10 protein-coding genes are annotated in these 14,627 nt (G+C 67.8%); 6 read left to right on the top strand and 4 right to left on the bottom strand.

Features of this window, described 5'->3' with window-relative positions:
• Nucleotides 1-119 precede the first annotated feature (119 nt).
• The 4 genes from AAFU51_15565 to AAFU51_15550 all read left to right on the top strand — a co-directional run bounded on the left by AAFU51_15565 (nucleotide 120) and on the right by AAFU51_15550 (nucleotide 6,461).
• A complete protein-coding gene (locus tag AAFU51_15565) occupies nucleotides 120-2,492 on the top strand; it encodes a hypothetical protein (protein ID MEO1572674.1) in 2,373 nt (790 codons plus the stop codon).
• A gap of 51 nt (nucleotides 2,493-2,543) precedes the next feature.
• Complete coding sequence (locus tag AAFU51_15560) at nucleotides 2,544-2,957, top strand: PAS domain-containing protein (GenBank protein ID MEO1572673.1); 414 nt, start codon at nucleotides 2,544-2,546, stop codon at nucleotides 2,955-2,957.
• A gap of 214 nt (nucleotides 2,958-3,171) precedes the next feature.
• Complete coding sequence (locus AAFU51_15555; protein MEO1572672.1) at nucleotides 3,172-4,626, top strand: AMP-binding protein; 1,455 nt, start codon at nucleotides 3,172-3,174, stop codon at nucleotides 4,624-4,626.
• A gap of 122 nt (nucleotides 4,627-4,748) precedes the next feature.
• A complete protein-coding gene (locus tag AAFU51_15550) occupies nucleotides 4,749-6,461 on the top strand; it encodes an aromatic amino acid ammonia-lyase (GenBank protein MEO1572671.1) in 1,713 nt (570 codons plus the stop codon).
• Between the two features lie 100 nt (nucleotides 6,462-6,561).
• Here AAFU51_15550 and AAFU51_15545 read toward each other — a convergent pair whose 3' ends face one another.
• On the bottom strand, nucleotides 6,562-8,859 hold the full coding sequence (locus AAFU51_15545) for a TonB-dependent receptor (protein ID MEO1572670.1): 2,298 nt from the start codon (nucleotides 8,857-8,859) through the stop codon (nucleotides 6,562-6,564).
• Nucleotides 8,860-9,081: 222 nt separating this feature from the next.
• On the opposite strand from AAFU51_15545, the gene AAFU51_15540 reads away from it, so the two are divergent.
• Nucleotides 9,082-10,659, top strand: a complete 1,578-nt coding sequence (locus tag AAFU51_15540; GenBank protein ID MEO1572669.1) for a T9SS type A sorting domain-containing protein — start codon at nucleotides 9,082-9,084, stop codon at nucleotides 10,657-10,659.
• Between the two features lie 53 nt (nucleotides 10,660-10,712).
• On the opposite strand, the gene AAFU51_15535 is transcribed toward AAFU51_15540, so the two are convergent.
• Together AAFU51_15535 and AAFU51_15530 are read right to left on the bottom strand one after the other, a co-directional pair.
• Nucleotides 10,713-11,594, bottom strand: coding sequence for a hypothetical protein (locus tag AAFU51_15535; GenBank protein MEO1572668.1), 882 nt, complete (start codon nucleotides 11,592-11,594; stop codon nucleotides 10,713-10,715).
• Nucleotides 11,595-11,734: 140 nt separating this feature from the next.
• The gene (locus tag AAFU51_15530; GenBank protein MEO1572667.1) at nucleotides 11,735-12,667 is read right to left on the bottom strand and encodes a hypothetical protein; all 933 of its coding nucleotides are present in this window, start codon (nucleotides 12,665-12,667) and stop codon (nucleotides 11,735-11,737) included.
• A 271-nt stretch (nucleotides 12,668-12,938) separates the two neighbouring features.
• Between AAFU51_15530 and queF the strand changes: the two genes are divergently transcribed.
• On the top strand, nucleotides 12,939-13,433 hold the full coding sequence (gene queF / locus AAFU51_15525) for a preQ(1) synthase (GenBank protein MEO1572666.1): 495 nt from the start codon (nucleotides 12,939-12,941) through the stop codon (nucleotides 13,431-13,433).
• Here the strand turns inward: queF and AAFU51_15520 are convergent, their stop codons facing one another.
• Complete coding sequence (locus AAFU51_15520) at nucleotides 13,434-14,552, bottom strand: TSUP family transporter (GenBank protein ID MEO1572665.1); 1,119 nt, start codon at nucleotides 14,550-14,552, stop codon at nucleotides 13,434-13,436.
• Nucleotides 14,553-14,627 lie beyond the last annotated feature (75 nt).

Raw genomic sequence — 14,627 nt, 5'->3', positions numbered from 1 at the left:
GACGGGCCGCAACTACCTCGCGTTTGTGCACGTGGTATCGACGCTACTCCTGCTCGCCTAATGTCAACGCGGCCTAGCCGCCCCTCTCGCCCATTTGCCACGATAACCTGTCTACCCCCATGACCGAACCGCGCGCGCCCTTCGATCTATTCGAACGCGAGTTGGGCACCTCCGAACCGGAGGAGATCGTCGAGTTGGTCCGCTCCATGGAGCTCCAACTAAGCGACCTCTACCGCGAGAAGGAGTACTCCAGCGACGGCGACACCCCGAGCCAATACGAGCGGGTCGCCAGCGAACTCTACGCTTTCTACCTTGACCGTGACCGCCTCCGCGAGCGCTACGGCGTCGACACGAGCGACGACCTGATGGCGCTCATCGACAGCATGGAAGAGCAGCTCACGGACCTCTACACCTCCGAGGACGGAGCCGAAGGCGGCGCCCCGGCCGAGCCGGAAGAGGCCTCCAAGCTGCGACGTGCCGTCGAGATGATCCAGCGCGAGCTGAAGGTGTCGTCCGCCTACGACGTGGTAGACCTCGTCCGCTCCATGGAAGAGCAGCTCATCGAGCTCTACCGTGACCGCGAGGCCACCGAGGCGGCGATGGCGGCGATCGAGGAGGGCGACCCGGTGCAGCAGCTCCAGGGTCTCTACGCCAAGCTAGAAGTCTTCCAGCGGGAACTCGGCGTCGAGGAACCCGACGATGTCGTCGAGCTCGTCCGCTCCATGGAAGACCAGCTCACCGAACTCTACCGCGACCGCGAGGAAGTGGAGGCCCGACTAGCACAGCGGGCCGACGGCGACGCCGCCGAGCAGGCCGAGGCCATTCGCGCGCAGCTGGAGGTGCTCCAGCGCGAACTCGGCGTGGGCGAGGCCAGCGAAGCCATCCTCCTCGTGCAGAGCATGCAGGAGCAGCTCAGCCAGCTCTATGCTGACCAGGAGCGGCTGACGAGCCAGAACATCGCCGATATCGACACGGCGCTCGACATGATCGCCAACATGCAGGAGCAGCTCACCGAGCTGTACCGCGACAAGGAGGTGACCGAGGCGGCGATGGCCGCGATCGAGGAAGGCGACCCGGTGCAGCAGCTCCAGGGCCTCTACGCCAAGCTCGAAGTCCTCCAGCGCGAACTCGGCGTCGAGGAACCCGACGACGTCGTCGAGCTCGTCCGCTCCATGGAAGACCAGCTCGTCTCGCTCTACGAGGCGCAGGCGAAACTCGCCGAAGACGGGCTCCCGACCAGCCTTGAGATCACCGACCTGATCGACAACCTCGAGAGCCAGCTTGCCGAGTTCTACGAGGAGCGCGAGCAGCTCGCCCGCGCCGGCATCGCCGATGTCCCGACGGCGCTCGAGATGATCAGCTCGATGGAGGAGCAGCTCACGTACCTCTACCGCGATCAGGAGATTCGCGAAGCCGCCGACGTAGGCGACCTCTTCGAAGCCGAAGACCTTCCCGAGACGGCCCAGAGCGGTTTCCGCATGCTCGACGCCGAGATCGAGCGCTCGAAGCGCTACGCCTCGCAGCTGTCCCACATGCGCGCCGAGGTGCAGAATCTTCGCCACGAGCTCGAACTGGCCGGTGGCATGCGCGACCAGCTCGAAGCCTTCGAGGAGCGCCTCGAACAGCTCCAGCGCACGAGCATGAAGACCACCGGCGAGAAGCTGCTTGCTGGCCAGCGCCTCGTGGACCTCACCCGCAACCTGGAACACCAGCTGCGCGCCCTACAGACCGAGAAGGGCAAGATGACCGACTCGGGCCTGGCCGACATCGACGAGGCCCTCGCCCTCATCGCCAGCCTCCAAGCCCAGCTCCGCACGCTCTACGCCGAGAAGCAGCAGCTCCTCTCCGTCGGCTCCAACGACCCCGACGAGTTGATCGCGATGATCGACACGATGGAGGACCGCATTGCGCGCCTCAGCTCCGACAAGGAGCAGGCCCAGCACCGCGACGCGCTGTTCCTCGAGAAACTCGGCATGACGGACCCCCACGCGATCATCAAGCGGGTGCGCAAGCTCGAAAACCAACTCGAAGCCGCCGTGGCCCAGAGCACCTTTGAGACCACGCTCGGGCCGACGCTCACCGACGACGCCCCGAGCGTCCCGGTGCCGACCGGGCCGTCTGCAGAGCCCTTCGTCGGCGCCGACCTCATCGGCCAGCTCGACGTGCTGAGCAACCAGCAGCTCGGCTCGCTGCGCTACGGCGTCGTCCGCCTCGACAACCAGGGGCGCGTCCGATTCCTGCACGAGTACGACGGCGAGCTCGGTGCCATCGACCCGATCGCAGCCGAAGGCCAGGCCTTCTTCCGCGAGATGGTCCCCAGCGCCAACAGCCGCATTTTCTACGGCCGCTTCAAGGAGGGGCAGCGCGAAGGCCGCGTCAACGCCGCCTTCCCCTACACCATCACCGACACGCCGCAGCCGACCAACCTGGTCGTCCAGGTTTGCCGACCGAGCGACGCCTCCGACACCTGGATTTTCCTCAAGCGGTCCTAAGACGCCGCTCCATCTTCACCCAACGCCCAGCCTCAACCACGCTAAGGACCCATGACTACCCTCGTTTCCAACGGCACTGCCCCTGCGTCCATCCAGACCTCGAAGCTCTCGTTCACCGGCGACCTCGAACAGCTCAAAGACATGAGCGAGGCCGCCCTGGACGTCGCTGACTTCGGCATCGTGAAAGTCGACGACGAAGGCGTGATCGCCTTCTACAACACCTACGAGTCGCAGCTCGCTGGCGTCGCCCCGGAGCAAGCGGTCGGCCGCAACTTCTTCACGCAGGTGGCTCCGTGCTCCAACAGCCGCCTCTTCCACGGGCGCTTCAAGCAGGGCATCGCCCGCGGGGAGCTGGACGTGCAGTTCATCTACACGTTCACCTACAAGATGCGCCCGACGCTCGTGCGCGCCCGCATGTACCGCGACAGCGCGGGCCACAACTGGCTGCTGATCAAGAAGCGCTAGCCCAGGGTCTCTCGCCCCTGACTGGCCTTCGTGCCCTCGCCGGCCAAGGCGTCTCGCTCTGCCGAGCGCCTGCCCGCGTAGGCGGTGCCCACGGTTCCATCCTTCCCTCAATGACGTCTGCTTCTACCGTGCCTCCCCTCAGCGACCCGGCCCTCTGCAGCGCCGGTCCTGCTCTGGTCGAGGCGGGACACGCTCCAACATCCGAACGGGTGCGGTGGCAGCAGCTGCTGCGGCAGCGACTCCGAGGGCGTCCCCAGCCGATGCTCGTCTCCGGCGAGGCTGCGCCCCTGCAGCCTCGCTCTGGACCGGCGCTCGGCGCTGGATCGAGGCGTTCCGTGCTGCCGGGTTGACCGCAGGCGACCGCTTGGTCGTGGCGCTGCCCTCGGGTACGCCGTTTGTCCAGGTGCTCGTCGCAGCCCTCTGGGAGGGGGTGACCCTCGCACCGGCCGCCCCCGGCACGGACGTAGCCTCGCTGCTTTGGACCCTCGATGCGCGCGCTGCGGTGGCCGACACCGGAGGCCGCCACATCTGGACCCCCGACGGCGTAGCGGGGCCGCAAGGCCCCCTCCCGTCAGCCCGGAGGGCCGCAGAATCGCCCACCGAAGGCATCTGCTTGCTTCTGCGTACGTCGGGCACGGCCGGCCCTGGCCGGTGGATTGCGCTGAGCGACGCCAACGTTTTTGCGGTGCTAGACAGCCACATCCCGCACCTGGGGCTCTCCGAGCAAGCCTGCGTGCTTGCCGGGCTACCCTGGCACCATGCGTTCGGCCTCGTGCTGGAGCTGCTACCCGCGCTCCTGGCCGGGGCTGAGATTGTGCGCGTCCAGGACCCACGGGACCCGGAGGCGCTGCTTGCCGCCTTCGACGCGTGGGCGCCTACGCACTTCTCGGCGGTGCCGCTCACCATACGCCGCCTGCTCCAGGCGAGCGGACGGGCCCGTCTCCACCGTCTGTCAGGAGGCGTGGTAGGCGGCGCTCCCATCCCGGCAGACGTTGCTCAGGGGCTCAGCGGATCGCTGCTGCGTGTCGGATATGGCCAAACCGAGGCCAGTCCGGGCATCATGCTCGGGGAGCCGGGGCATTTCGTTCCGGGATACCTCGGGCGCCCGGTAGGCTGCGCGGTACGGACCGACGCGGATGACCAGCTCCACTTTTCAGGCCCCAACGCACATGCCGGAGTCTGGACCCAGAGACACTACCGCCCCACCGAGGCAGGCCGCTGGGTTGCCACCGGCGACCGCGTCCGCCCAGCCTCGTCCACGCAGGCGCATGGGCACCTACCGAAGGCGATACTGTCTCCCGAGGAGACGCATCCCCCTGGTGGCAGTGGCGCTCCGGCCTATGTCTTCGACGGCCGCGTGTCGGACTCGTTCAAGCTGTCGAATGGCCGCTTTGTCCACGCCGGCCGCACCGAGTCGGCGCTGCGGGACCTCGTCCCCGGCCTTCTCGACGCCTTGCTCTGCTCCTTGGACGGGGAGTCGCTCACGTTGGCCCTCTTGATGAAGTCCGGGACAGCCCCACCGCCGCTCTCAGCGCTGCGAACGGCACTGGGACCGCTCGCCGACCGCCTCGGCAGCGTCCGGGTTCTCACACCGGCCACGTGGGTGCGGCACAGCAAAGGCACCCCTGACCGCGCCGCCATTGCCCGTGCCCTCGCTGCACAGGAATAGCCGCCCCGGAATAGCCATCCAGGACTAGCCACGACCCGCTTCCCCGCACGTGGTGGCGTGCTCCTCGCTCACCCGTTTCTAAGCCACGGCGGCCTCGTCTGGCTTCTCGCCCAGCCCTCCTCATGACCTCCATTCTGCTCCACCTCGGCCCTGACCATCAACTGACGCCCGACAAGCTTGAGGCCGCGGCTCTCGCAGGGCAACTCTCGGTCCGCCTCTCCGATGCTGCGCGGATAGCTATGGAGAGCTCGCGCGATGCGCTCGAGGCTGCCCGGGCTGCTGGGCAGCCTATCTACGGACTCACGACCGGATTCGGGCCGCACGTGTGCTACCCGGCGGCCAGCGACGCGCTCCAGGGAGCCGGACTGATTGCGCACCTCGCTGCCGGCGCAGGTGCCTTCGCCCCCGCCCCTGTTGTGCGCGCCACCGTCATCGCACGCACCCAAGCGTTGGCGCAGGGCTACTCTGGCGTGGACGCGTCCCTAGCCGAGTCCCTGCTCGGGCTCGTCAAGCACGGGATCGCGCCGGCCGTCCCAGAGATCGGTTCTGTGGGCGCGTCGGGCGATCTCACGCCGCTGGCTCACATCGTCCGCGTGCTCACAGGCGAGGGAACCACGATCCATCGCGGGCGGCGCGAGCCTGCCATCCGGGCACTCCTCCGAGCTGGACTGCGTCCCCTCAGCCTTTCCAGCCGGGAGGCGCTGGGGCTGGTCAACGGGACTGCCTTCATGACCGCCTACCTCTCGCTCGCTGTTGCCCGCGCCGAGCGCTTGGTCGAGACGGCCGAGCGGCTCACGGGCTGGCTCTACCGCTCCTTGGGCGCGCGACGGGCTGCGCTGGACGCCCGGCTGCACCATGCCCGCGGCCATGCCGGACAGCGCCGCAGCGCCGAGGTCATCCGCACCGAAATCGCCTGGGGCGACCCCGCCGAGTCGGAGGACGACACGCGGACGCTGCAGGAGGTCTACGCGCTCCGCTGCGCCCCGCAGATCCTGGGCGCTTGCCGCGACAACATCGCCTATGCGCGCCGGCTCACCGAGGCCGAGCTAAACGGTGTTTCGGACAACCCGCTCGTGTTCTCGGATGGCCCGGCCGTGCTGCACGGCGGCAACTTCCAGGGCCAGCAGATCGCCTTTGCGGCGGACGCGCTCAATGCGGCGATCACGCAGGTGGGCGTCCTGGCCGAGCGGCAACTCGACCTCCTGCTGGACCCGAAGCGCGGGGTCGTCGGCGAGGCACCACTCCTGCTGGCCTGGGAGCCCGGCGAGACGAGCGGGCTGGCGGGGGCTCAGCTCACCGCCACCGCGCTCGTCGCAGAGCTGCGCCACCACGCCCAGATGAGCGCTGTCGCGTCGATTCCTACGAACGGCGGCAACCAGGACGTTGTCTCGATGGGCACGATGGCTGCGCGGACGGCCTATGGCCAGACGGAGCGGCTCGCGCCCATCCTGGCGGCTGTGGGCATGGCCTTGGCTCAGCTCGGCCACCTGCGTCGCCACGAGCGCGCTGGGGGGACGCCCGTCACCGCACCGCCGTGGATGCCGCGCTTTGCCCCGCTGAAGCAGGACCGCGCCTTGCACGAAGACCTTCACCGGATCGCCGCGCGCTGGCTCCAACCGACGGACGCGCTTGCCATGATGCCGGTGCTGGTCGACAGCGACAGCCACGAGGCCGCCATGGCCGAGGAGGGCGCGCTCGACGCCGATGCATCAGACATGGGTACGCCAGATATGAACGCTCCAGGCATGGACGTACCGGAGTCCCACGGCCCAGACCTGCCGCACCAAGGCGATGGAGCCCCGTCGCCTGACTCGGAGCTACCATCCTGGGAGTAGGCAACGCCAGCACGCGCCCTCTCCTGTTGCGCCCCGTGTGGCCCTGATAGCCATGCGGGGCGCACGCATGTTGGGGGCGGCCCTTGGCACTCGAACTCGATTAGAACTCGAACTCGATGCCGACCACCGGGAGCAGCGAGAACTGCTCGGCCTCGTCCACGCGCTGCTCGGTGAAGTTCCAGAACGTGTCCTCGATGTTGGTGCGGCTGTAGGCGTTCCACAGGCTCACGAACGTCGTGAGGTTGGTCGCGCGGAAGTTGAAGCGGCGGTCGACGCGCAGGTAGAGGCTATGGTAGGCCGGAAGGCGCTCCTCGTTGGTGCGCGCCACGTCGCGGACCTCAGCGTCGAGGGCGATAGACTGGCCGACGTCGATGGGCGTGGTGGGCCGCCCGCCGAGGTAGCTCCAGCGCGCGCTCAGTTCCCACTTGGCGTTCGGCTTCCAGCCGCCGATCACGCTGAACTGCGTCTGCGTGTCGAAGTCGCGGTCGCGCCACGTGCCGTTCTGGTCCTCGTACTGCGAGCGGAAGTAGGACGCGCTCACGAGGCCGTAGAACGCCCGTGACAGCTTCTTCTGGACGAGCAACTCGATGCCCCGTGCGCGGGCGCGGCCGTCGCTGGTGAGTGCGCCTGCGTAGTCGCCGCGCTCGTCGAGGACGTAGACCGGCGTCCCGAGCGGGTTGCCGTCGGCGAACTGCGGCACGTCGCGGTAGGTCTTGCTGAAGCCCTCGACGGTGAGCTTGAGGTCGGGCGCGAGGAGCACGTCGACGCCGCCGATGAGGTGGTCGGCGCGGACGTGCGGGAGCGTCTCGTTGGCGGCGCTCTGGGCGCGGACGTAGAGCGGGACGGCCTGCCGGTAAACCCCGCCCGCAGCACGGAGCCGCACCCTCTCGGTCAGGTCGTAGGCGAGGCCGAGGCGCGGCTGCGGGTAGACGTCCTCGTTGAGCGAGCCGTAGTCCACGCGCAGACCGGGGCTCACGGTGAGCCGGGCGGTGGGCTGCCACACGAACGTGGCGAACGTGCCGAGGCGCGTGCTCGTGAGGTCGAGGTCGAACCCGACGGCGCCCTGCTGCGCGCCCGCCGCGCTGACGTAGGCCGCCTGGTCGAAGTCGAACGTCCCGCGCTCAATAGTGCCCTCGACGCCCGCCTCAACCTCAAGCTGGGACCCGAATTGGAGCGTGTTCACGTTGCGCAGCGTGAGGTAGTCGTTGCGGAAATCCTCGCGGATGTCGCCGAAGCCGTCGCGCACCGCCGTGACGGTGTTGCGCCGCTCGATGAACGAGTACGACAGCGCCGTCGTCGAGTAGCCGCGGGCGCCCCAGAGCGAGCGGAGGCTCAGCCCGACGGTGTTCTGCTGGTTCTCGAACACGCCGAAGGCCGCTTCGCCTGCGTCGACGGCGTCCTCGGCTTCCTGCGCGAACTCGCTCGACCCGTAGAGATTGAGCACGGAGAGGCGCTGGCTCGGCGAGAGGTCGAGCGTGACCTTGCCCTGGAGGTCGCTGAAGCGCGGCGCGCCGCCCGCGTCGATGGCGTCGGCGACGAGGTCGAGGTAGCTGCGCCGCGCCGAGACGAAGGCCGACCCGCCGGGGATCGGCCCCTCGACGATGAACGTGCCGCCAGTGAAGTTGGCGCCGACCTCGCCCGTGAGGCGGTCGCCGCCGGTGCGGTAGCGGATCTCGCTGATCGACGAGAGGCGGTCGCCGTAGGACGCCGAGAAGCCGCCCGAGGAGAACGTGATGTCGTCGATGAACTCGGTGTTGATGAGGCCGGTCGGACCGAACGACGAGCCGTCGGGCGTGGAGAAGTGCTGGGCGTTGGGAATGAGGATTTGGTCGATGTAGAACCCGTTTTCGGCGGGGCTGCCGCCGCGCACGAAGAGGTCCTGGCTGGTCTCGCCGCGCGAGGCGACGCCGGGCAGCGCGTTGAGGACACGGGCGATCTCCTGGCCCGCGCCGGGCGAGCGGCGGATCTCCTCGGTGGAGAACGCGACCGTGCTGGTCGGCGCGGCGGCAGGCGGCTGGAAGTAGCCCGCCGTGACCGTCACCTCGGCCCCCTCGATACGGGCCTCGCGGAGCAGTACATCGGCAGTGGTGGGGCGACCCGGCTTCACGACGATGTCGGTGCGGACGAGCGGGGCGAAGCCGACGAAGCGCACTTCGAGCGCGACTGTCCCGACGGGCACGGCGGTGATGACGTAGCGGCCCGCGGCGTCGGTGGCCGCGCCGAGCGTGGTGCCCTGCACGACCACGTTGACGCCGGGCAGCGCTTCGAGCGTGGCCGCGTCGCGGACCGTGCCGGTGATGGAGCCCGCCGACTGCGCAAGAGCCGGGGCGGTGAGGAGGACGAGCGTGAGGGCGATGAGGGGCCAGAACGACCGGGAGAAGAGCAGATAGGCGAACATAGTAGCGGGGTGCTGAAGTGAAGTGGATGGCTCCAACCTCCCCACGTTGCTTCGCCATGCCGCGCCTGCGCGGACGGGTGGCCCCGAATCCCGACGAGCGGTCGTTCTGTGCGGACGGGCGGTGGACAGACGCGATCTGCAGAAACCTGCTATAGCGCTTTGGACCCTAGTCGCTCAGCGTTAGCTTCGCGCGCTTCCCCTCCACGCTTTCCGTCGTCTCAGGTGCCTGTTCGTTTCTCGTCTCGCCTCGTCGCCCGCCGCCGTCTCGCATGGCTCCGTCGCTCCGCGGCTGCGGGCACGCTCACGCTCGCGATGCTGCGCGGTGCACCCGTCGCTGAGGCACAAGCTCCAGTGGCGTTGAGCGAAGAGTTTCAGGTCAACACCTTCACCACAGGCGATCAGTCTCGGCCTTCGGTAGCAATGGACGCCGATGGCGACTTTGTCATCGCGTGGGCGGGCTTTGGCCAGGACGGCTCGCTCTCCGGCATCTTCGCACAACGCTACGCCGCCGACGGAACACCTCAGGGTGACGAGTTCCAAGTCAACACCTTCACCACAGCTAGTCAGTTCAGACCCTCAGTGGGGATGGATACCGATGGCAATTTCGTCGTCGCATGGGAGAGTTCAGACCAGGATGGCTCATCCTACGGTGTCTTCGCGCGGCGCTACGCCGCTAACGGAACACCGCAGGGTGACGAGTTCCAAGTCAACACCTTCACCACGGACGGTCAGCGCATGGCCTCGGTGGGGATGGATGCCGACGGCGACTTCGTGGTCGCATGGGAGAGCTTTGGCCAGGACGGCTCATACTACGGTGTCTTCGCGCAGCGCTACAATGCGGGCGGCGCGGCAGTAGGCATGGAGTTCCAGGTAAACACCCATACCACGGATTTCCAGTTTTCAGGCAAGGTAGCGATGGACGACGACGGCGACTTCGTCGTCGCGTGGCGGAGCACTGGCCAAGATGGCTCGCGCTCCGGCATCTTCGCACAACGCTACGCCGCCGACGGAACACCGCAGGGTGACGAGTTCCAAGTCAACACCTTCACCACGGACGGTCAGCGCATGGCCTCGGTGGGGATGGATGCCGACGGCGACTTCGTGGTCGCATGGGAGAGCTTTGGCCAGGACGGCTCATACTACGGCGTCTTCGCGCGGCGCTACGCCGCTAACGGAACACCGCAAGGATCAGAGTTTCAGGTCAACATCTTCACCACGCGTTTCCAGTCTTCTGCCTCGGTAGGGATAGATGCCGACGGCGACTTCGTGATCGCATGGGAGAGCTCAAACCAGGATGGCTCGGGCGGCGGCATCTTCGCGCGGCGCTACGCCGCAGACGGAACGCCCCAGAGTTCCGAGTTCCGGGTAAACACCCATACCTCAAACCACCAAGGCGGGCCCGCAGTGTCGATGGAGGCGGACGGTGACTTTGTGACCGCGTGGAGGAGTTCAGGCCAGGACGGCTCGCGCTCTGGCGTCTTTGCGCGGCGCTACACCGACTCGCCTCTCCCCGCCGGAGACGAAATGCCACTTCCAGTCAACTTTGCGCTCGATGTCGTCTTCTCCAACCCCTTCAGCGACGCGGCCGCGGTACACTATGCCCTGCCAACTGCCGCCGCCGTGCGCCTCACCGTGACCGACCTGCTCGGGCGCACCGTGCTCACCCGCGCCGAGGGCGTGCAGCCTGCTGGCCGGCACGAGGTGCAACTCGCGTTGGACAACCTCCTGAGCGGGGTCTACGTGGTGTGCCTCAACGCGGCCGGTGCCAACGCGACGCAGCGCGTGATCCTGATCCGATAACGATCTGGTAGCACGCGCTGCGCCGGGAAGCCTGAGCGTTGGGCGTGCAAGCGCTACTGCGACTCGGAGATCGTGAGCGTGGCCGACTGCATCGCGTCGCCGTAGGTCCCGACCCAGATGTCGTAGAGCCCGTCGGCGGCGTTCGGGATGATGAGTAGCGGGTTGCTGCCGTTGCCCGAGTCGTCGTCGCACGCCCACGTGCCGTCGGGCATGTTGACGAGCAGCGTCGTGTCGCCCTCGGACTCGACCGAGATGAAGAGCGGGCCGGAGCCGCTGGTGGTGTAGTAGAGGTCGACGTCGGGCGCACCGGCGACGTTGCCGTAGGTGCAGTTGCCGAAGTCGGGCTGGAAGGAGCCGCCCGCGGTGAGCGTGGTCGTGCTGGAGCCGAAGCCCTGGCTCACGCGCACGTCGCCGTAGGTCGGCGCAGCGCCGATGTCGATGCCGCCAGCCGTGCTGCCGCCCCCGCCGCGGGGGTCGATCTCGGAGATGTAGAGCGTGGCCGACTGCATCGCGTCCCCGTAGGTGCCGATCCAGATGTCGTAGAGGCCCGCTTCGGCGCTCGGGATCGCAACCACCGGGTTGCGGTCGCCGAAGCCGTCGTCGTCGCAGAGCCACGAGCCGTCGGGGGCGTTGATGAGCAGCGTCACGTCCGAGTCCGACTCCGCGTAGACGAAGAGGTTGCTCCCCCCGGAGGTGGTGTAATAGAGGTCCACGTCCGGGGCGTCGGCCACGAAGCCGTAGGTGCAGGCCCCCTTGTTGACCTCGATGGAGCCACCGGCCGTGAGCGTGGTCGTGTGGGGGTCGGGCCGGAAGCCCTCGTCCAGTTCGACATCGCCGTAGGTGGGCGACGCGGCGACGTTCTGGGCCGAGGCCGTGACAGGGACGAGCAGCAGCGCAAGCGCGGCTACGACGATCGTGGGGAGGAGACGAGGCATAATCAGGGAGCGGGAAGGGGAGTCGAACCGTGGCGTGTTGGTTTGCATAGCGCAGTCTACCACCCGACCGGGTCACCCTGCACGAACGGCAAGCAGGCGCACCTAGGCCGACCGAGCGCTGAGCAAGGCGTTCTGGAAAATCAGGGGCCCTTGTTTCCCTTGCCCCCCATACGCCCCTCGAGACCGCCCTCGTCGGCAATGAACAGCTGTGCTTCCTCCATCTCGCTTCCGTACGTCCCGACCCAGATATTGTAGAGTCCTGCCGCCGCGTCCTCGACAATGACGAACGCGTTACGGTCTTCGCCCGAGTCATCGTCGCAGACCCACGTGCCGTCGGGCAAGTTGACGAGCAGCATGACATCGCCCGCGGATCCCGCTCCGATACCGAGCAGTTGGGTACCGTCGCCCTCATAGTAGAGGTCCACGTCTGGGGCGCTGGCCACGTTGCCGTAGGTGCACTCGCCGAAGTTGGGCTGGAGCGAGCCGCCAGCCAGGAGCTCGATCATGTCGGAGGTAGCGCCCTGGCTCAGGCGCACGTTGCCGTAGGTCGGGTCAGCGCCGACACTGATCTGGCTCGCGGACGAGCCACCGCCGCCGCCACTGCCACCCGGGGCGATCTCGGAGATGTAGAGCGTGGCCGCCTGCATCTCGTCGCCGTAGGTGCCGATCCAGATGTCGTAGAGCCCGTCGCTGGCGTTCGGGATCGCGATGAGCGGGTCGCGGTTGCCGAGCCCGTCGTCATTGCAAAGCCAGGAGCCGTCGGGCGCATTGACGAGCAGCGTCACGTCGGCATCCGATTCAGCGTAGATGTAGAGGCTACTACCCCCGGTAGTAGTATAGTAGAGGTCCACATCGGGCGCCTCGGCCACGAAGCCGTAGGTGCAGGCCCCCTTGTTGACCTCGATAGAACCACCGGCCGTGAGCCGGGTCGTGTGGGGGTCGGGCCGGAAGCCTTCCGTCAACCGAACATCGCCGTAGGTCGGCGACGCGGCGACGTTCTGGGCAGAAACCGTGGCGGGGACGAGCAGCAGCGCGAGCGTAGCCGCGACGATAGCTGAGGCGAAACGACGCATAAATCTGGGACGAGGTGGGAGGGTCCGAAAGCAAGCAACCCTACCAGCGGTGACGGGCAGGACGCTCATGAGAAGGATAGGGCATCAGTCCAGCCTACGGGATCACCTGTTTCAGTGAACATAAATTCGCACATATACTATGCTGTTCGCTGTTGCCAGCAGGTAGATGCTCGGGCATGTAGACCCTGCGAAAGGGCGAGGCTGCGAAACGGAGCGTCGGCCAACATCGTGCCAGCACGCCCACCGTTCTTCCCCTTCTCCCCGCCGTCCCATGGCCCCCGACCTGACTCCTTCCGACCTGCACGCGCTGCGAGAGCGCGCTGCGGCCCATACTGAGCAGGCGCTCGCCTACATGGCGCAGTTCGGCATCAAGCCCGAGGGGCACGTCCGCCCCTTCCTTCCGCCAGAGACGCGGCAGCAGACCATCGACCGGCTACCCTACCGCCATGCCGCGCGGCAGGTGGTCGTCTACGAGACGGAGCCCGGCGAATTCTCCGCGCTCTGCCCATTCAGCGGCCTCCCCGACAGCGGGCGCGTCCGCATCGAGTACGTCCCCGGCGACTGGATCCTCGAACTCAAGAGCCTGAAGTACTACCTCATCTCGTGGCGCGATGTGGGCGCGGCGCAGGAGGACGTCACGGCGCTGCTCTACGCCGACCTCGCCGAGCACCTCGGCAACCCGCAGCGGCTCGTCGTCGAGACGGTCTACACGGTGCGAGGCGGCATCAACACGACGTGCCGCGTGGATAGCCGCGATCAGGACTAGCTATCCCTCGGTTGGCACCCCGGCGGCCCTGAGCGCGCGGAAGCCGCCGATGTTGTAGGCCTCGTAGCCCGCGTCCCGGAGGACGTGCGCCGCGCGGCCGGAGCGAGCGCCGGAGCCACAGTAGAGGTACACCGGACGCTCAGGATCGAGGCTCAGTTCGGCAACACGCCCCGCAAAACCCGGAAACATGTAGTCCACGTGCTGCGCGCCCGCCACGCGTCCGCGCCCGATCTCCATCCCGGTTCGCACATCGAGGATCTGCGCCGTCGAGTCGTGGCGCGCGGCATAGGCGCGCTCGCTCAACGTGACCTGCGTCGTGTCAGCGACGCCCGTAGCGACGACGCTTTCAGGCGTCCCGGCCAGCGCCGCCGGCGCCTCCCGCGCCAGAATGCCAACGCCCATCACGAGGAGGAACATCGCGAAGCCTCGGCGCAGCATCGCCTGCGGGACGTGCTGGCTGATGCGGTTGCCGACGGTCGCCCCGACGATGCCGATGGCGGCGAACGCGCCGATGAGCCGCCAGTCCACCACCAGCCCGTCCGCGGCGAGCACGTCGACATACTTCCAGAAGCCGACCAGGCTCTTGGCCGCGATGATGAGTAGGCTCGTCCCGACGGCGACGCGCATCGAGAGCCCGCCGAGTAGCACCAGCGCAGGCACGATCAGGAAGCCGCCGCCGACGCCCACGAGGCCCGTCAGCACGCCGACGGCCAGCCCTTCGATCACGATGATCCAGGCGGCCTGCCGGGGACGCACGCCCTCGACCTTCTTGCGGCCACGCAGCATCAGCCCGGCCGCAAGCAGCATCACGACGGCGAAGAGCGCGAGCTGCACCGGCCCGGAGACGTAGGCCGAGAACGCCGCGCCCAGGTACGTCCCGAGGATGCCCGGCACGCCAAACCAGCCCACGCTGCGCCAGTCCACTGACTTCTGCCGCGCATACGGGATCGCCCCGACCGCCGCAATGGCCCCGACGATGGCGAGGCTCTCCGCAATGGCGACCTTGTCCGGCTCGCCTGCGAGGTAGACGAGCACCGGCACGGTCAGGATGGAGCCGCCGGAGCCGAGCAAGCCGAGAACGAGCCCGATCGCGACGGCACCGAGGAGGGCATACAGCATGGATTAAAACGGAAGGATCAGGAGAACATCCAACCCTGCCGCGCCCCCGTGGTAGGTCCCCGTCGCAGGGCGTCT

This window comes from Bacteroidota bacterium (genome assembly GCA_039821555.1).
Classification (GTDB): domain Bacteria; phylum Bacteroidota; class Rhodothermia; order Rhodothermales; family Rubricoccaceae; genus JBCBEX01.
Note: the sequence above shows the minus strand (reverse complement) of the source record. Positions and strands in the feature narration are given on the sequence as shown.